This is a genomic window from Coprococcus sp. AF16-5, from assembly GCF_003479365.1.
GTDB lineage: Bacteria > Bacillota > Clostridia > Lachnospirales > Lachnospiraceae > Coprococcus > Coprococcus aceti.
In genome coordinates this window covers 185,557-204,936 of sequence record NZ_QUGZ01000002.1, presented here as the reverse complement: position 1 = coordinate 204,936, position 19,380 = coordinate 185,557, and the positions used below count along the sequence as shown (strand labels likewise).

Sequence of the window (19,380 nt, the reverse complement as noted above, 5' to 3'; positions counted from 1 at the left end):
TAAGAAAGGGGGTAAATGTATGGCGGTACTTCCTATGAAGAAGATTGAGATCTGTGCCATGAAGAGGGACAGAAAAGCAATTCTTGAGAAGCTCCAGTCGCTGGGAATGGTTGAGATACAGACTGATAACGAAGAGACTGATGACTTCAGGAAGATGAGTACCACAAGCCAGAGAGCAAAGTACGAGAAGAGAGTACAGAATACAGATGAAGCCTTACAGATAATTGATAAATATGCTCCGGAGGAGAAATCCATATTTGCCAGCCTGGAAGGACGTCAGGAGGCGTCAGAGGCTGACATTCAGGAGATCATAGCTGGAAGATGGGATTATAATCGTAAGGTTAAAAAGATCCAGGAGATCAGCAAGGACATAGCCGGCTGCGAGGCGGGAATAGTCAAATGTCAGGTGGCTATAGACGGATTGGCGCCGTGGCTGAATATGGACATACCGATCAATACCACAGGGACCGAGAAGACGGATGTGATGATCGGAACTATGCCACCGGGGCTCACGGAGACGGATATTCAGGGGTATATAAGCTCTGCGGAACCGGAGATAGCGGGATACACAGTCACTGTTGTAGGATCTGATAAGGACCAGACTTGTATGGTGGCAATAGCCATTAAAACTGTATCACAGAGGGTGGAGGAGATATTGAGATCCCATGGATTTACAAGAATTTCGTATTTCTCCAAAAGAACACCTGAACAGAAGACGGATAAGTACAGGGCGGATATAAGGGAGTTCGAACAGTGGATAGAGGACAAGAAGAATGAACTAGTATCCATGGCTGATGACAGAGACAAGCTGAGACTTCTGGCTGACTATTACCGCATAAGGGCGGATAAATATAAGGTCCTTGGAAGCCTTCTCCAGTCAAAGAGCACATTTGTCATATCGGGATATGTGCTGGAGAGAGATGCAGACAGGGTAGTGGCTGTACTCAATGAGAATTTCAGCCTGATGGCTGATGTATATGATGTTCCGGAGGATGAAGCGGCACCTATACAGCTTCAGAATCCGAAGATGTTCGCATCGGCGGAGGGTGTACTGGAGTCATTTGGACTTCCGGGAAAAGGTGAGATGGATCCAACCACACCGATGGCGATATTCTATATATTCCTGTTCGGACTCATGTTGTCCGATGCGGCGTATGGACTCATCATATTCCTGGCATGTTTTATTTTGATCAGGAAATTCCCGAAGATGGAGAACGGACTTCAAAAGTCCCTGCGTCTGTTCATGTACTGTGGTATATCCACACTGATATGGGGAATATTATTTGGTGGTTTTTTCGGAGACCTGATAACGGTGGTATCGAGGACGTTTTTCCACCACGAGGTGACGTTCAAGCCGGTATGGTTTGCACCGCTGGATGACCCAATGAAGCTTTTGTTATTCTCTTTGCTGTTCGGACTTATGCATTTGTTCGGCGGACTGGCACTCAAGGGATATATGTGTCTGAAGAAGGGAGATGTGAAATCATTCATATGCGACGTGCTGTCGTGGTTCATGCTCATCACAGGACTTGTGCTGATGCTCATGCCGACGGAGCTGTTCGCATCCATAGCACAGATGCAGTTCAATTTCCCTGGCTGGCTTAAGAATACAAGCTACGGACTGGCGATTGTGGGAGCTGCGATCATCGTGCTCATGTCGGGAAGAGACCACAAGAATCCGGTGCTCAGACTTGCACTTGGACTGTATGACATATACAACCTGACAGGCTGGCTGTCAGATCTGCTGTCGTACTCCAGACTTCTTGCACTGGGACTTGCGACGGGAGTTATAGCACAGGTAATAAACCAGATGGGAAGCATGGCTGGCGATGGAATATTCGGAGCCATAGTGTTCATCATCGTATTTATAGTAGGACATCTGTTCAACCTTGCGATCAACATGCTGGGAGCATACGTGCACACATGCCGTCTCCAGTATGTAGAGTTCTTCGGCAAATTCTACGAGGGCGGCGGCAATCCATTCAGGCCGTTCAGGGAGAATACGAAGTACGTTGATATAGTAAGTGGTACAGAAACACAGAAATAAGAAACCAATTTTAGGAGGAGAAAATATTATGACAATGGGAACGGTTTTGGCATTAGTGGGAGCTGCGCTGGCAGTAATTCTTGCAGGCATGGGATCTGCATATGGAGTAGGAGTTGCTGGTCAGGCGGCAGCAGGTGTAGTAAGTGAGGATCCAAGCAAATTCGCAAAAGTTCTTATCATCCAGCTTCTTCCGGGTACACAGGGTATCTACGGACTTCTTGTTGGATTCATAGCATTGTCCAACATAGGAATCCTTTCAGGAACACCGAAGGAGCTCACAGTAGCACAGGGACTTATGATGCTTGCAGCATGTCTTCCAATAGCGGTAGTTGGTCTTGTATCAGCAATGCACCAGGGCAAGACAGCAGTTGCAGCAGTTGGAATAGTTGTAAAGAAGCCTGATCAGTTTGGTAAGGCGATGCTTTTCCCAGCCATGGTTGAGACATATGCGATCCTTGCACTTCTGGTATCAATTCTTGCAGTAAATGGAATCAAATTATAACTTTTCGTAAGGAGGATGTACTTTATGACGGGATTGGAAACAATCGTAGAACAGATCCTTCAGGAAGCGCAGAAGGAAGCTGAAGAGATCAAAGCTCAGGCTGCCAGAAACGCGGATTCCATCATTGCAAATGCCAAAAAGACTGTGGATAAGATGAATGAGGAGACCAGAGAGAAGGTTGCCCAGGCAGAAAAGTCCGGATCATTCAGGGCAAAGTCCTCATCAGAGCTTAAGAAGAGACAGGCGATACTTGCGGCAAAGCAGTCCATAATTGGGAATATGCTGGATAAGGCATATGACGCAATGGTGGCGCTCCCGGATGAGGAGTATTTCCAGGTGATCGTCAAATGTCTGGAGAAGTCGGTACAGCCGAAAAGCGGAGAGATATGTTTCTCCGGGAAAGACAGAAAACGACTTACACCACAGACTGAGAAGCAGATAGAGCAGATAGCTGCAGCTCATGGAGGAAGCCTTACGGTGTCCAATGGGAACTGTGATATAGATGGAGGATTTATCCTGATCTACGGAGGAATCGAGGAAAACTGTTCATTCAGGGCAATGCTGGACGCGAACAGAGAACATTTGGCAGACAAGGTAAATGAATTATTATTTGTTGATAACAGATAGCTGGAGGTAGGCAGATGGCAGACAAATATATATATGCAGTTGCCAGGATCAGGGCACTTGAGATGACGCTTATGAGTCAGGCAGTCATAGAACAGCTCGTGGCCACGGATTCCTACAAGAAGGCGGTTCAGTTCATCATAGAGAAGGGCTGGGGCGATAGTGATAAAGCCAGTATGGATGAAAATGACATACTTAGGGCGGAGACTGACAAGACGTGGGCTGCTGTGGCTGAGATGGTGGATGATATGTCCGTGTTCGATGTCATAAGACTTCCAGATCTGTATCACAACCTCAAGGCGGCGATCAAGACTGTGGTTGCTGGGGAGACTCCTGCCCATGTGTTCTTCGACAATGCCGAGATAGACGGTCAGAAGATGCTGTCCATCGTAAGTGACAAGGCGTGGGACAGACTTCCAGAACACATGAGAGACTGCGCGAGGGAGGCTTGGGACTGTATGGCACAGGCTGGAGATGGACAGATGTGCGATGCTGTGATAGATCGAGGAACACTGCTGGCGATCATGCAGGCTGCAAAGAAGGCAGATGACAGCCTGCTCAGGGATTATGCAGAGACGACGGTGGCTGTTGCAGATATCAAGATAGCGGTGAGATCCATGAAGACAGGCAAAAACAAGGATTTCATGAAGAGAGCCATGGCGGAGTGCAACACTCTGGATATTGACAGGCTGGCGACGGCTGCGGTGGCTGGCATGGAGGAGATAGAGAGATACCTTGCAGATACAGCATACGCCGGTGGGGCAGAGGCACTTTCTGAGTCGGCATCGGCATTTGAGAGATGGTGTGACAACCGTATCATAGAAACGATAAAGCCTCAGAAGTACAACCCATTTACGGTGGGACCGATAGTGGCGTACATTCTGGCGAGGCTCAACGAGATAAAGACAGTCAGGATCATATTGACATGCAAGCTGAACCAGCTTCCGGAGGAGGCTATCAGGGAAAGGGTAAGGGAGATGTATGTATAAGATAGCTGTTATGGGCGATTATGACAGTATATACGGATTTGCAACTCTGGGCCTGGATACATTCCCTGTAGATAATCTGGATTATGGGGTCACGTTGCTGAAAAGGCTGGCAGAGGACAATTATGCAGTCATATATATGACCGAGGCACTGGCTTCGGATCTCAATAAAGAGATAGACAGATACAGAGAGGTTATGAAGCCTGCGATCATTCTCATACCGGGGATATCTGGCAATACAGGGGCCGGAATAGCGGGAGTAAAGAAATCCGTTGAGCAGGCTGTAGGCTCGGATATTTTATTTAATGAAGAATGATTAGAAAATAATGGTGAAACGAGCGGATATAGGTAATTGCGAAATCGGTATAATTCGATTTTGATAGAGGCGTTTAGTATTATCAAATCAGGGGAATACGAAGCCGCCGGTCCTTAGATGGCGCGTCAGCGGCATCCTAGTACCGCTGCAGGCTGAGTTAAGCGGAAGCGACCACTGATTGATATACTAAACTGCCTCAATCATATCGGAAAGAGGATTCGCAATTATCTATGGAGCGAGTGAGTATAGAAGGGAGCGTGAGCTGTTAAGTGGCTACAGGAAAGATTAAGAAGGTCGCCGGACCACTGGTCATCGCTGAGGGCATGCGTGATGCAAATATGTACGACGTGGTGCGTGTAAGTGAGAGCAGACTTATCGGCGAGATCATAGAGATGCACGGAGATCAGGCATCAGTTCAGGTATACGAGGAGACATCAGGACTTGCACCGGGAGCACCGGTCGAGTCAACGGGAATGCCTCTGTCGGTTGAGCTGGGACCGGGACTTATAAGCAGTATATACGATGGAATCCAGAGACCGCTGGATGATATCATGAAGATATGTGGTAACAACCTGAAGCGAGGAGTTGAAGTCCCATCGCTGAAGAGAGATATCAAGTGGACATTTGTGCCGACTGCCAAGGTGGGTGATAAAGTGTCGGCAGGCGATGTGATAGGAACAGTTCAGGAGACTGTGGTCGTCACACAGAAGATCATGGTGCCTTATGGTGTGACAGGAACCATCAAAGAGATAAAGGCAGGAGAATTCACAGTTGAGGAGACTGTGTGTGTGGTTGAGACAGACAAGGGTGACAGGGAGCTGACACTCATGCAAAAGTGGCCGGTTCGTAAGGGCCGTCCATATCAGGAAAAGATACCACCGATCATGCCACTTATCACAGGACAGAGAGTTGTAGATACATTCTTCCCTATAGCAAAGGGAGGAGTGGCTGCGGTTCCCGGACCTTTCGGAAGCGGCAAGACAGTTATCCAGCATCAGCTTGCAAAGTGGGCTGAGGCGGATATCGTTGTCTACATCGGATGCGGAGAGCGCGGAAATGAGATGACAGATGTTCTGAACGAGTTCCCAGAGCTGAAGGATCCGAAGACCGGACATTCACTCATGCAGAGAACAGTCCTCATAGCCAACACATCGGATATGCCGGTTGCGGCCAGAGAGGCATCTATATATACGGGTATAACTATAGCTGAGTATTTCCGTGATATGGGTTACTCGGTGGCACTCATGGCGGATTCCACATCGCGTTGGGCTGAGGCGCTCAGAGAGATGTCAGGACGTCTGCAGGAGATGCCTGGTGAGGAGGGTTACCCTGCTTACCTCGGTTCAAGACTTGCACAGTTCTACGAGAGAGCCGGAATGGTCAAGACTCTCGGCAGCGAGGGCAGAACCGGTGCACTGTCGGTTATCGGTGCGGTTTCTCCTCCGGGTGGTGATATTTCCGAGCCGGTTTCACAGGCAACACTTCGAATCGTCAAGGTATTCTGGGGACTGGATTCATCGCTTGCGTACAAGAGACATTTTCCTGCCATCAACTGGTTGACTTCATACTCTCTGTATGTGGACAATATGGGCAAATGGTTCGAGGAAAATGTAAATGAAAAGTTCATGGTCGACAGACAGAAGATGATGACCCTGCTTCAGGAGGAGGCAGAGCTCGATGAGATCGTTAAGATGGTAGGTATGGATGCCCTTTCAGCGGGAGACCGACTGAAGATGGAGGCGGCGAGATCCATCAGAGAGGATTTTCTTCACCAGAACTCATTCCATGATGTGGACACATACACACCGCTTCACAAGCAGTTTCTGATGATGGAGCTCATCATGGCATTTTATGAGGAGTCAGCGCAGGCACTGGCCGGTGGAGCAAGCATAAGAAATATTCTGAACATGCCGATCAGAGAAAAGATCGGACGATTCAAATATGTGCTTCCTGAGAATGTGGATGAAGAGTACGAGAAGATATCCAGGGAGCTTGACAAGGAGCTTCAGGAAGCTATAGAGAAGGAGGACTAAGACTATGCCAAAGGAATATAGAACTATACAGGAAGTTGCGGGTCCTCTGATGCTGGTGCACGGAGTTGAGAATGTAGCTTATGATGAGCTGGGTGAGATTGAGCTGGCGGACGGCGAGATCAGACGATGCAAGGTCCTTGAGATAAATGGTGAGGATGCCCTGGTACAGCTCTTTGAGAACTCGACAGGTATCAATCTTTCAAACAGCAAAGTAAGATTCCTTGGAAGGAGTATGGAGCTCGGCGTATCAGAAGATATGCTTGGCCGTGTATTTGACGGACTTGGAAGACCTATAGATGGCGGCCCTGAGATACTTCCTGATGAGAGAAGAGATATCAATGGTCTGCCGATGAATCCGGCTGCCAGGAACTATCCGTCTGAGTTCATTCAGACAGGTATATCAGCCATAGACGGACTGAACACACTGGTAAGAGGACAGAAGCTGCCGATATTCTCGGCTTCAGGACTTCCGCACAGCCAGCTTGCAGCACAGATAGCAAGACAGGCAAAGGTGCGCGGAACAGATGAGCCATTCGCCGTCGTATTTGCAGCCATGGGTATCACATTTGAGGAGGCAAACTTCTTCACAGAGAGCTTCAAGGAGACTGGTGCCATAGACAGAACAGTCCTCTTCATCAACCTGGCAAATGATCCTGCGGTTGAGCGTATCGCCACACCTAGAATGGCACTTACCGCCGCTGAGTATCTTGCATTTGAGAAGAACATGCACGTTCTGGTAATCCTCACGGATATCACGAACTATGCGGATGCACTTCGTGAGGTATCAGCCGCAAGAAAAGAGGTTCCGGGACGCCGTGGTTATCCTGGATACATGTACACTGACCTGGCAACTCTGTACGAGAGAGCAGGAAGACAGAAGGGCAAGAATGGAAGTATCACCATGATACCGATCCTGACCATGCCTGAGGATGACAAGACTCATCCTATACCTGACCTTACGGGATATATCACGGAGGGGCAGATCATTCTTTCAAGAGAGCTGTACAGAAAGGGAGTCACACCGCCTATCGATGTACTTCCATCGCTGTCCAGACTTAAGGATAAGGGAACCGGTGAGGGCAAGACCAGAGGAGATCACGCCAGCACCATGAACCAGTTATTTGCTGCTTATTCAAGAGGAAAGGATGCCAAGGAGCTCATGACTATCCTGGGTGAGTCGGCACTTTCTGATATAGATATCATATATGCAAAGTTTGCAGAGGCATTTGAGAAGGAGTATGTATCCCAGGGGTACGGCACTGACAGAAGTATCGAGGAGACACTGGCCATCGGCTGGAAGCTTCTCTCCATTCTTCCTAGAGGCGAGCTGAAACGTATCGACGACAAGTGGCTTGACATGTATTACGGAAAGTAGAGGGCGTGGGCAATTTCGAAAGATATGGGTTGTGTTCGGCCCCTCTTGCGGCATATATTGCCAACCGGGGGTCGCTTCCGCTTATTTCGGTCTGCAGCGGTACTAAGGTGCCGCCTTCACGGCGTCACCTAAGGACCGGCGACCTCAAATTCCCCCTATTGGCAATATATGCCGCAAAGGGGGACACAATTCAGTGTATAACATTCGAAATTGCCATATGCACGTTGATTTTATAATACATGTCAGGCAACTGGAAAATATATTTGGAAGAAAGGAGAAGACGGATGGCTAATGTGGTTGTCAATCCTACACGTATGGAGCTGACAAGGCTTAAGAAGAAGCTGGTTACGGCGTCCAGAGGTCATAAGCTCCTGAAGGATAAGCGAGATGAACTGATGAGGCAGTTCCTTGACATGGCAAGAGAGAATATGGAACTGAGAAAGAAGGTTGAGGCTGGCATCAAAGCTGCCAACACCAACTTCGTAATAGCGAAGGCGGGGATGAATGAGCAGACATTGAGTACGGCGCTCATGGCTCCGAAGCAGGAGGTGCGGATCGCTCTTGGCGACAGGAATGTAATGAGTGTTGACATTCCGGTGTACGACTATAAGACGAAAAGCGCAAATTCAAATGACATATATTCATATGGATTTGCATTTACATCCGGAGAGCTGGATGATGCAGTGAAGTCCCTCTCGGATATACTTCCTGATATGCTGAGGCTGGCGGAGGTTGAGAAGTCCTGCCAGATGCTTGCAGCGGAGATAGAGAAGACCAGAAGGCGCGTAAATGCTCTTGAGCATGTCATTATCCCGGAGACCCGGGAGGGCATAAAGTATATAAGCATGAAGCTTGATGAGAATGAGCGAAGCACTCAGGTCAGACTTATGAAGGTCAAGGACATGATGCTGGAGGAGGCTCATCACTACAAAGAGCATCAGTTTGAGTATGCGCAGTAAAAAGCAGAAGTTTTGGTAAAAACCGCCCACACCCCGGATAAATAAAGGGATGTGGGCGGTTTGATCTTTTTGTTGAATATTGAACTAGTCGGTTGTATCCCTTCGCAGAAGAACGGGTGTGATCTTCTTGTGGACGGGAAATGAAAATAATCTGTATTTCCAGTTTGCGGGAAGCAAGACTGTTGCAAGAGTATCAAAGTATGAGATAAGCCAGATAGGCGACAAGGTTTCGTTCGTATTCATGCCACATAAGCTGCACTTCTTTGACAGCACAACCGAAAAAACAATCTAATCAAACAGAAGGAGGTCACAGTATGTATACATGCCAGAAGGCAGATGAATATATAGAAAAGAACAGAGTAGACAGAGCAGACAAGCCGGAGTTCCATCTTACAACTCCGGTGGGCTGGTTAAACGACCCTAATGGATTTTCCCTATATGGAGGAAAGGCACATTTGTTTTATCAGTTCCATCCATACAGCACGGAGTGGGGACCGATGCACTGGGGACACTCCAGTTCAAAGGATTTCATAAAGTGGGAAGAGCTTCCAACTGCGCTGGCGCCAGACTCGGAATTTGATTCATTTGGGTGCTTTTCAGGAACTGCTATAGAGAATGACGGGAAGCATGTATTGTTCTATACAGGAGTAGTTGAGGAAAAACTGGCTGATGGAACTAAGAATGTTATACAAAACCAGTGTATGGCTGTAGGCGATGGAATTAGTTATGAAAAAATATCCAGCAATCCTGTTGTTGATGGGAAGATCATGCCGGAGGAATGCAGCCGTGCTGATTTCAGAGATCCGAAGGTCTGGAAGGACGCGGACGGCAGGTACTATATGCTGGCTGGAAACCGGACATATGATGGAATCCCTCAGGTTGTACTGTTCTCTTCAGATGATATGTACAACTGGAAATTTGAATCAGTATTTGCAAAGGATGAAACAGGCAGATTTGGCGCAGTGTGGGAGTGCCCAGACTATTTTGAGATGGATGGACATAAGGTGCTTATAGTATCCCCACAGGACATGTCAGCAGATGGAGAGTTTCACAATGGAAATAACGTGGTATTCTTCACAGGCGATGTGGATGAAGAGAAACATATTTTCAAGTATGAAAAAGCGGTATCTGTGGACAGTGGATTTGATTTTTATGCACCACAGACTATAAGAACACCTGATGGACGAAGAGTGATGATTGGCTGGATGCAGTCTTGGGACAGCGTAAATACGCTGCCACGTGGACAGAAGTGGGCATGTATGATGGCAGTTCCAAGAGAACTAATGATCTCTGACAGCAAGCTGATTCAGACTCCGGTCAGAGAGCTTTGTGGATACAGGCAGAACAAGCTGGTAGTTAATGATACTTTGCGTGGTGAGAAGACATATGAAGGCATTAACGGCAGAGTTATCGATATGACAGTTGATATAAAGAAAGCTGAATGCGGACATTTTACAATGCACTTTGCAAAGAATGAGATTCATGAAACCAATGTCAGCTATACCCCGGGAGCACAAATGCTTGAGATAGACAGAACATTTGCGGGATGGATACGTGATACAAACTGTGTGCGCAAGGTCAAAATCAAGAATGGCAATGGACTTTCAAAAATGAGAATAGTGATGGATTGGAATTCCATAGAGATATTTGTAAATGATGGAGAACAAGTGCTGTCTACAGTTATATATACACCGCGCAATGCTCGGGCTATTGTATTTGAAACTGACGGATGTGTGGAACTTGAGGTGGAGAAATACGATCTGAACATATAGGTCATATGCTCAGATTGACACAGAGGGTGATCGAATACCAGCTTGCAAAGATTAGAAAAACATCTGATTTTGCAGACTGGTATTTTGTTTATTTATCCAGCAAATATGCTGACTACATGTAAATGCGCAATGTCATAAATTTAAGCGTATTGAAAAAAAGTTAAGCTCTGTTATTCAATGCAGTTATGTTATACTTATAGTGAAAACACTGTTGAAAAGTGTGGTAGTGCATAAGTGCGGGGGCCTAAAAACGACTACTGTACTTATTAGGACTAAAACATCAGTAAATGTTGGGAAAACAAAGGAGAAATTGCATGAAAGTTCATAATTATAAAATAAAAAATAACTTTGAGCAGGCAGAGGGTGCAACTTGTGAAACGTGCAGAAAAATAACATTGAACGGAATAGGTCTGCTTTCCGGAGCACAGCTTAAGTATATAGCGTTCATTTCAATGCTCATAGATCATACGAATAAGACATTGCTGTATCCGTATCTGGATGGTGGAATAATATCGGCTGTAAGTGATGTATTTGATGTCCTGGGGCGGATAGCTTTCCCGATATTCATATATATGTTGGTGGAAGGATATTTTCATACGAGAAACAAGTGGAAGTATCTTGGAATGCTGCTTATATTTGGCGTGATATCTGAGATCCCTTATGACATGTTCTCCAGTGGCGTATTCTTTGAATGGAATGCAAATAATATTATGTTTACATTGGCGATGGTGCTGGCAATGATATGGATCATTGATGTGCTGAGGAAAAAAATGGAGAAGCTTCCCAAGGCAGTATGGTTTATAGCAACGATACCGATAGTTGCCATAGTGTGTCTTATATCGATGAATCTTGCGGTTGATTATGACTACCACGCCATACTTATAGGATATTTCCTGTATATATTTCATGAAAAGTCCGCAATTGCAATACCGTTCTGCTACCTGGCGATGTTCAAGGAACCGTGGGCATTGTTGGGGTTTGGACTGACTTTGACATACAATGGCAAGCGCGGCAGGCAGAATAAGCTGGTGAATTACCTGTTCTATCCAGTGCATATGCTGATACTCGGTATTATAAGGATGTGTCTTGGGCTGTGATAGATGAGAAGGAGCACGGAGGCATTATGGAAATTGACAAAGAGCTGATGACAAAGATATATGACCTCAGGCGCAGGCTTCACAGCATTCCTGAGGCTTCGATGCATGAGATGCAGACTAAGGCGGTGCTCATGGCGTTTCTCAGGGAGAATACTGACCTTGAGATCGTGGATAGAGGTGCTTGGTTTTATGCGGTGCTGAAATCTTCTTATGACAGAATAGGGGATGAAGAAAGATCGCCGATCGCGTTCAGGGCAGACATGGATGCAGTGTGTGGGCAGGATGGAAAGCCGGGACATTACTGCGGGCATGATGGACATAGCAGTATATTATGTGGGGCTGCGGCCTGGCTGTCCCGTGCAATGGAAAAATGCGGAAATACACACAGGGACGTCTATTTCATTTTCCAGCCCGGCGAGGAGATCGGTGCCGGGGCAAGGCTGTGCAGAGATCTTATAATTGAGAAGAATATAGGTGAGATTTATGGACTTCATAACATACCGGGATATCCGAGAAATCATGTGCTGACGATAGATGGAACATTTGCATGCGCATCAACGGGGCTTGAGATACATATGATAGGGACAGCCAGCCATGCGGCATATCCTGAGGCGGGAAAGAATCCGGGACCTGCGCTTGCCAGGCTGTTGCTGGAGATAGAGAAGCTTACGGAGGAGTACAACCGCAGCAGGGGATTTGTCAGGATGACGCTCATCGGAATGGATATTGGAAGTGCCAATTACGGTGTGGCTGCATCAGAAGGAACGCTGCGCATGACGGTGAGGGCTGAGAGAGAAAAGGTATTTGCCGGGTATGTGGATGAGATAAAGCAGATTGCACAAAATACTGCGGACGATGGGGGCTTCACCCTTGATATACAGGAGATAGAGCGGTTCCCGGCAACGGAAAATCATGCTGTGAATGTGGACAAACTTAGAAAATGTGCTGCTGACCAGAATATTGTGGTTACAGAACTTGCTGAGCCGATGAGGTGGTCGGAGGACTTCGGATACTATCTGCAGGAGACAAAGGGAGCATTCTTCGGCGTAGGCGATGGTGAGGATCATGCCCAGCTCCATACGGCGGGATTCGAGTTCCCGGATGAGATCATAGAGACAGCAGTTAAGATGTTTGTGGGGCTGGCATTGATGTAGTGCAGGTAGGAGATAATAAGTTATTTGATGTTCAAAAATGGGGTGAAGTCGTATGAAGATAAAATATGACAGGCGCGTAATGCGTATAATTCTGATTGCTGTGGTGGCGGTATCTGTCCCTACACTTGCAGGAATGATCTGTGGTGTGTTTTTTGATGATATTGTCAGTACATTTTGCGATGTTATGATGGTGACCAGCGTTATTACATTTTGCCCTATGGTTGGTTTGTGGCTTGCCTACCTGGACGCATGGCTGTACCTGAGAGAACTGATCAAGGCCGGATATGAGGTTCCAGATGACAGAAGGAAATATAATTGTGTGCTGGAAAATCTGCCGAGAGAACGAGAAGATTATTGCATCGTTGATGGAAGGGACAGGGATAGCGTGATATCAGCATGTATCACGGCTGCATGTGCACTTTGTTTTGCAGTGGTGGTCATAAAGTATTATGTAGGGTGGTGGCGCTGGCTCCCCGGAGTGTCGATTCCTGGAATATGCCTGTGTATTGTTGCTGTATTCTGGGTGGCTGGGGCAGTTGTATATTATAGACAGTCTGACAATAGAAGATATAGAGGAAGGCTTGAACCAGTCGATGACAGAAAGGTAAGAACCTATCTGTTTAAGAAGATAATGACTGTATTTTTGGCTGGCTTTGTATCCGTGATTTTTGATCTGGCTATGTTTTCTGCGGCTGGTTACATGGCCAAAGCGCAGGTGGAGGCGGATGTTGAGAAGGTGAGACATGAGGTCGCTGGTATCAGCGATGTATCTCGTGACGGTCAAGATGGAGCATACCAGCCAGGAGAGATAGACACGGACAAGCTGGGTATAGATTTTCGGATGAAAGACGGACATCTTGAATGGCAGTCAGAGCACGGGCAGATGAAGCTTACGTATGTATATACATGGAAATATGGGAAAACGGAAAGAAGGATTATCAGATGATACTGTGGGAACTTCCGAACTCAGGCATAAAAATACTCTTATTGAACAAAATAAATATAGAATGTGTTGCAGAATATTCTGAGGTTTTGCATAGCATGTCCTGAAGAGTGATGGATTATTGTGTGTGGAGGTTCGACATGACAAAAGCGGCAAAGATATATCTGGTGGTTCTCATATGGCTGTCAGCACTGGTGCAGCTGGCGGTACTTCTGATCTAGAATTTATTAGCTATTATCTGAATAGCGATTCGGATTTGATGGATTCAGTAAAATGTGACTGCCTCTTTAGTCATTCCGGCATTGTTCAGAATGAAATAACAGGTAACGACCTGTTTTGTTAAAGAATTAAATGAAAATATATATCATTACCAATGATTATATGTTAGAATAAATCGACTTTGTTTCAAATTGCAGGGATGCAGCCGCGAATATGCGGAATGTTTGGAGACAGGGTCGATTTTTCTGCATAAAATGCAGAATGATCTTCGTGGATTTTGGGAAAAATAGGAAGTCTGTTAGCTATTTTACCCTGGATACCGTGCCTTAAAATGTATCTCGACATGGAGAGGCAGGTGGATAGGGCTACTAACCGTGATCCATGCCATCACCCGGTATCATAAAGGGGTTTTTTCTTAACATGTTTTTGATTCCCCGACAGTATGAGGGCAAGATAAAGTTGTGCTCATGCGAGGAGAGCTATCAGATAGGCTTTTCGTTATTTGCTCCCCGGGCTGGTGAGATATACAGCAGTGATACATGGAGCGTGGATTTGTTGTCCGCTGACGGCGGGGCGGTCGCTCTTGTCGTCCATTTGGAATGGCAGATGACAAATGCGCTTTGTTGGGGCACTGTAAGTAAGTGACGGAGTATGTCACGATACTTAAGGAGGAAATAAATGGAAAAAAACAACAATAATTCCAACAATATCATTGAATTGAAAAACATTGTCAAGACCTATGACAATGGATTCACAGCAGTTGACGGCTTTAACCTCGAAGTGAAGAGAGGCGAGTTCGTCACGTTCTTAGGCCCTTCAGGCTGCGGAAAAACCACGACACTTAGAATGATAGCAGGATTCGAGATTCCTACTTCAGGAGAGATATTACTGGATGGACAGGATATCAGCAAGCTTCCACCAAATAAGAGACCTATCAACACGGTCTTTCAGAGGTATGCGCTGTTCCCACATCTGAATATCTTTGACAACATAGCATTTGGCCTCAAGCTCAAGAAGCTTCCTAAGGCAGAGATCGTGAAGAAGGTCAAGAAGGTCCTTGAGATGGTTGACCTTGAGGGCTTTGAGGACAGAAAAGTCGCCACGCTTTCGGGTGGACAGCAGCAGAGAATAGCTATAGCGAGAGCTCTTGTCAATGAGCCAGAGATACTTCTTCTGGATGAGCCTCTTGGCGCACTGGATCTCAAGATGAGAAAAGAGATGCAGATAGAGCTCAAGGGAATGCATGACAGGCTGGGAATCACTTTTATCTATGTAACACATGACCAGGAGGAAGCACTCACCATGTCAGACAAGATAGTTGTCATGAGCGAGGGTGAGATACAGCAGATAGGAACTCCTGAAGATATATATAATGAGCCAAAGAATGCATTTGTTGCGGATTTCATAGGCGAGAGTAACATCTTCAACGGAATTATGACGGGCAAGTTAAAGGTAAGATTCTGTGGTGCAGAATTTGTCTGTCTGGATGACGTGGAGATTGGAACAAAGGTGGACGCCGTAGTAAGACCCGAGGATGTGATGATCACTACACCTGAACAGGGCGCTGTAAAGGGAGTTGTGACATCTGTTGTGTTCAAGGGTGTACACTATGAGATCACCGTTGAGTCCGGAAGAAATGAGATAGTTATTCAGACCACAAAGTCCGCCAAGGTTGGAGACAAGGTTGGCCTCAATGTTGAACCTGATGGAATACACATCATGATATCGGAGACTGCAATCAACAAGATTGAGAGCTCAGTCAATAGAAATTATGCCCTCGGCGTATTTGACGGTAAGGTATCATGTGACCTCACGGAGATCGTTCCGGGTTCAGCCATGAAGGATGGCGTGCTGGTGGATGCAAATGGTGAGGCGATAGACCGTGAGAAGATCAAGGTAATAGTATCTATACTTCCAGAGGATATCGACATGAGTGATGACGAGGAAGCTGGTATACTCTGCGGACATATCATCAATCTTATATATAAGGGAGACCACTACAGCTATGTGGTGAGAACTGACAATGAGGAGGACTTTATCGTGGATGACGAGTACCTGTGGAACATGGAGGACAGAGTCAGCCTGATAATTCCAGAGGATAAGATGAAGTTTTCACTTAAAAGGTAGATGGAGGGATGAACATGAACGGCTTACGTTTTTCAAGAAAACAGCTGGGCATCCCATACGCATTATTTCTCATATGCTTTGTAGTTGCACCACTGTTTGTAATTATTTATTATGCCTTCACCAACGGCGAGGGCAGGTTTACATTTGACAATCTGACGGGATTCTTTACCAGCCCGAACACCATAGGTACTCTGGCATACAGCTTTTTGCTTGCCATAGCGACTACTTTGGTGTGTCTGCTGCTGGCATATCCGATCGCATATATACTTGCGAGAAGTGAGATGAAAAGGAAATCGGTAATTGTCATGATGTTCGTGCTCCCGATGTGGATCAACTTCACACTGAGGATCACAGCACTCAAGGAAGTGCTCACGGTTATAGAGGGCAATCTGGCATTCCACCCGTTTCTCAATTCGGTTATAGGAATGACATATGATTTCCTGCCATTTATGATACTTCCTATATACACAACCATATTGAAGCTTGATGGCAGTCTTATGGAGGCTGCTGTGGATCTTGGGGCAAATAGCTTCCAGACATTTGTCAAGGTCACACTTCCGCTCACCGTTCCGGGAATCGTCAGCGGAATAGTTATGGTATTTTTACCATCTATGACTAACTATGTTGTGCTTGACATGCTTTACAACAGCACATACATCATGGGTAGTCTGATAGGAAGCTACTTCTCAGCATACAACTGGAACGGCGGTTCCATGATAGCACTCGTCCTTCTTGTGATAATACTTGTATTCACACTTGTGACAAACAAGTACACGGATGACGACGGTGGAAGCAGAGGAGGTGCGTTGTTATAATGAAGAAATGGTCTAAGATTATATTTATATGCATTATGCTGCTTCTCATATATATGCCTATACTGATACTGGCTGTGTACAGCTTTACGACATCGGCAAATATCGGAAGCATTCACGGATGGTCGCTCCACAATTATGTGACTCTGTTCACCAAAGATGAGCTGAGGTCAATGATCGTTGGAACTGTTCTTCTGGCTGCCGGTTCAGCACTGATAGCAACCATTCTAGGAACACTCGGTGCTATAGGTGCTTTTTATTCAAAAAAATGGGCTTCAGCATCGATAAATGCCATGAATGAGGTGCCTGTTGTAAATGCAGATGTTGTGACAGGTTTCTCTATATGTATACTGCTCATAGTTGCATTCGGCATGAGCAAGGACAGCTATGTTCCGCTTGTCATCGGCCATGTGGTTTTGTCGGCACCTTTCGTATATCTGTCGGTAGTGCCAAAGCTCAAGCAGATGGACAGCAGTCTGTATGAGGCTGCGTTAGATCTGGGAGCTACACCTTTCCAGGGACTCACAAAGGTAGTGATACCTCAGATACTTCCGGGTATTATCTCGGGATTTGCGCTGGCTGTTACACTGTCACTGGATGATTACTTCATCGCGACATACACCAAGCCTGCGACATTTGACACCATAAGTACTTACGTTGTAAATGCGACAAAGGGTTCACAGACGGAAGTTAAGACAGCCCTGTGGGCGCTCTCAACAGTCATTTTTGCACTGGTTGTCATAATCGTTGTGGCTATGAATGTGGCCGGAAGAAAGAAGGAGGTGGAGCGATGATAAGACATATATGTTTTGGACGTTCGATTTCCAGAAAGCTGGCGGCAGCAGTCATGGCTGTTTCATTGCTTGCCGGACAGATGCTGCCGGTAATGGCAGCGGAGGATATAGGAGATGCTGCTTCTGTCAAGAGTGACGGCGCATCTGCTACTGAAAAAGAGGTCACTCTCAGGGTGTGCAGCTGGGAAGAGTACATTGACGAGGGTGGCTGGGATGAAGACGAAGCCCTGGAACTGGACAATGGAACAACTATATTTGGTGAGAATTCCATGGTGGAGGATTTCGAGAACTGGTATTACGAGAATTATGGTGTGAAGGTGAATGTTCAGTATTCGTGCTTCGGCACCAATGAGGATCTCTATAATATGCTGACTCTCGGCGATGTGTATGATCTTGTATGTCCTTCGGAGTACATGATCATGAAGCTTATGTCTGAGAACAAGCTTGAGCCTTTATCTGATGGCTTTTTCGATGAGAACAACGACAAGAATTATTATATAAATGGTGTGTCGCCATATATTCGAGATACATTTGAGACTCATGAGATAAATGGTGAGACCTGGAGCAAATATGCGGCTGGCTTCATGTTTGGAATTACGGGAATTCTGTACAATCCGGAGAAGATGACTGCTGACGAGGCGGGAACATGGACAGTCCTCAACAACCCTAAGTTTGCAAAACAGATCACCATAAAAGACAATGTCAGAGATTCCTACTTTGCCGCAGTCGGAGCACTGCAGAGAGACAAGCTGATGGACACTGAATTCAGGGCTCAGGATGATTACTCAGAGCAGCTCAAGGATATCATGAACGATGTCAGTCCTGAGACTATAGCAAAGTCACAGGATCTTCTTCAGGACATAAAGGATAATGTGTATTCATTTGAGACTGACAGCGGTAAGGCAGACATGATAACAGGAAAGGTTGTCGCGAATTACCAGTGGTCAGGAGATGCAGTTTATGCCATGGATCAGGCTGAGGAGGATGGTGTGAAGCTTGACTTTGCGGTCCCTGAGGAGTGCACAAATCTGTACTTTGACGGATGGGTCATGCTGAAAAATGGAATAGACGGTGACGCTGACAGAAAGCAGGCGGCCGAGGCGTTTATCAACTTTGTGTCAAGACCTGACAATGCAGTCCGCAACATGTATTACATTGGTTATACCTCAGTCATAGCAGGTGGGGATGACGATACGGTATATTCTTATCTGGATTACACTTATGGTGCAGAAGATGACGAGGAGGATGTTGTTGATTATCCACTTGGATATTTCTTCACAGGGGACAACTCAGATCCTGACTACGTTCTCAGAGCTCCTGCGGAACAGGTCAACAGACAGCTTGGGGCTCAGTATCCGTCACAGGACGCCATAGAGAGAAGTGCGGTCATGGAGTATTTCGATGAGGATGCCACCAAGGATATCAACCAGATGTGGATCAACATCAGATGCTACAATATCAAAGATGTGCCGATATGGGCATGGTTTATTGTGGCAGCGGTGATCGGTGCACTGGCCGGAGTGATCGTATATCATAAAAGGTCAAAGAAATTTTATCTTGGAAAATAGAATAATATAAAATAAGCGGCTGCCTTGATGGTGTGTGGTTTTCGGTAAGAAA

The 19,380-nt window shown here is 46.2% G+C and carries 18 protein-coding genes; all 18 read left to right on the top strand.

Going from position 1 to position 19,380, the window contains the following annotated elements:
* Positions 1 to 19 precede the first annotated feature (19 nt).
* Entirely contained in the window at positions 20 to 2,047 is a 2,028-nt protein-coding gene (locus DWW70_RS05910; RefSeq protein ID WP_118649459.1) for a V-type ATP synthase subunit I, read from the top strand.
* Positions 2,048 to 2,075: 28 nt separating this feature from the next.
* On the top strand, positions 2,076 to 2,549 hold the full coding sequence (locus DWW70_RS05905; protein WP_004850778.1) for a V-type ATP synthase subunit K: 474 nt from the start codon (positions 2,076 to 2,078) through the stop codon (positions 2,547 to 2,549).
* 24 nt (positions 2,550 to 2,573) lie between these two features.
* On the top strand, positions 2,574 to 3,176 hold the full coding sequence (locus DWW70_RS05900) for a V-type ATP synthase subunit E (protein WP_118649458.1): 603 nt from the start codon (positions 2,574 to 2,576) through the stop codon (positions 3,174 to 3,176).
* A gap of 14 nt (positions 3,177 to 3,190) precedes the next feature.
* Positions 3,191 to 4,162 (top strand): V0D/AC39 family V-type ATPase subunit, encoded by a 972-nt coding sequence (locus tag DWW70_RS05895; RefSeq protein WP_022217531.1) that lies wholly within the window; start codon positions 3,191 to 3,193, stop codon positions 4,160 to 4,162.
* Positions 4,155 to 4,475 (top strand): V-type ATP synthase subunit F, encoded by a 321-nt coding sequence (locus tag DWW70_RS05890; protein ID WP_022217532.1) that lies wholly within the window; start codon positions 4,155 to 4,157, stop codon positions 4,473 to 4,475. The genes DWW70_RS05895 and DWW70_RS05890 overlap by 8 nt, the downstream gene beginning before the upstream one ends.
* A 269-nt stretch (positions 4,476 to 4,744) precedes the next feature.
* The gene (locus DWW70_RS05885) at positions 4,745 to 6,508 is read left to right on the top strand and encodes a V-type ATP synthase subunit A (protein WP_022217533.1); all 1,764 of its coding nucleotides are present in this window, start codon (positions 4,745 to 4,747) and stop codon (positions 6,506 to 6,508) included.
* Positions 6,509 to 6,512: 4 nt separating this feature from the next.
* Complete coding sequence (locus DWW70_RS05880; RefSeq protein ID WP_118649457.1) at positions 6,513 to 7,883, top strand: V-type ATP synthase subunit B; 1,371 nt, start codon at positions 6,513 to 6,515, stop codon at positions 7,881 to 7,883.
* Positions 7,884 to 8,167: 284 nt separating this feature from the next.
* Positions 8,168 to 8,842, top strand: a complete 675-nt coding sequence (locus DWW70_RS05875; protein ID WP_118649456.1) for a V-type ATP synthase subunit D — start codon at positions 8,168 to 8,170, stop codon at positions 8,840 to 8,842.
* A 118-nt stretch (positions 8,843 to 8,960) separates the two neighbouring features.
* The gene (locus DWW70_RS05870; RefSeq protein ID WP_227135321.1) at positions 8,961 to 9,134 is read left to right on the top strand and encodes a hypothetical protein; all 174 of its coding nucleotides are present in this window, start codon (positions 8,961 to 8,963) and stop codon (positions 9,132 to 9,134) included.
* A 22-nt stretch (positions 9,135 to 9,156) separates the two neighbouring features.
* Complete coding sequence (locus DWW70_RS05865; RefSeq protein WP_118649455.1) at positions 9,157 to 10,614, top strand: glycoside hydrolase family 32 protein; 1,458 nt, start codon at positions 9,157 to 9,159, stop codon at positions 10,612 to 10,614.
* A gap of 314 nt (positions 10,615 to 10,928) precedes the next feature.
* Positions 10,929 to 11,711 carry a TraX family protein gene (locus DWW70_RS05860; protein WP_015534268.1) on the top strand — a complete coding sequence of 261 codons (783 nt, stop codon included), beginning with the start codon at positions 10,929 to 10,931 and terminating at the stop codon, positions 11,709 to 11,711.
* Between the two features lie 26 nt (positions 11,712 to 11,737).
* Positions 11,738 to 12,865 (top strand): M20 metallopeptidase family protein, encoded by a 1,128-nt coding sequence (locus DWW70_RS05855; protein WP_243017684.1) that lies wholly within the window; start codon positions 11,738 to 11,740, stop codon positions 12,863 to 12,865.
* A gap of 52 nt (positions 12,866 to 12,917) precedes the next feature.
* On the top strand, positions 12,918 to 13,811 hold the full coding sequence (locus DWW70_RS05850; protein ID WP_118649453.1) for a hypothetical protein: 894 nt from the start codon (positions 12,918 to 12,920) through the stop codon (positions 13,809 to 13,811).
* 636 nt (positions 13,812 to 14,447) lie between these two features.
* The gene (locus DWW70_RS05845; protein WP_015534264.1) at positions 14,448 to 14,672 is read left to right on the top strand and encodes a hypothetical protein; all 225 of its coding nucleotides are present in this window, start codon (positions 14,448 to 14,450) and stop codon (positions 14,670 to 14,672) included.
* Positions 14,673 to 14,705: 33 nt separating this feature from the next.
* Positions 14,706 to 16,154, top strand: coding sequence for a polyamine ABC transporter ATP-binding protein (gene potA, locus DWW70_RS05840; RefSeq protein WP_004850758.1), 1,449 nt, complete (start codon positions 14,706 to 14,708; stop codon positions 16,152 to 16,154).
* Positions 16,155 to 16,168: 14 nt separating this feature from the next.
* Positions 16,169 to 16,969, top strand: coding sequence for an ABC transporter permease (locus tag DWW70_RS05835; protein ID WP_004850757.1), 801 nt, complete (start codon positions 16,169 to 16,171; stop codon positions 16,967 to 16,969).
* Positions 16,969 to 17,760, top strand: coding sequence for an ABC transporter permease (locus DWW70_RS05830; RefSeq protein WP_055146251.1), 792 nt, complete (start codon positions 16,969 to 16,971; stop codon positions 17,758 to 17,760). The genes DWW70_RS05835 and DWW70_RS05830 overlap by 1 nt, the downstream gene beginning before the upstream one ends.
* Positions 17,757 to 19,328, top strand: a complete 1,572-nt coding sequence (locus tag DWW70_RS05825) for an extracellular solute-binding protein (RefSeq protein ID WP_117875105.1) — start codon at positions 17,757 to 17,759, stop codon at positions 19,326 to 19,328. Before DWW70_RS05830 ends, DWW70_RS05825 begins: the two co-directional genes overlap by 4 nt.
* Positions 19,329 to 19,380 lie beyond the last annotated feature (52 nt).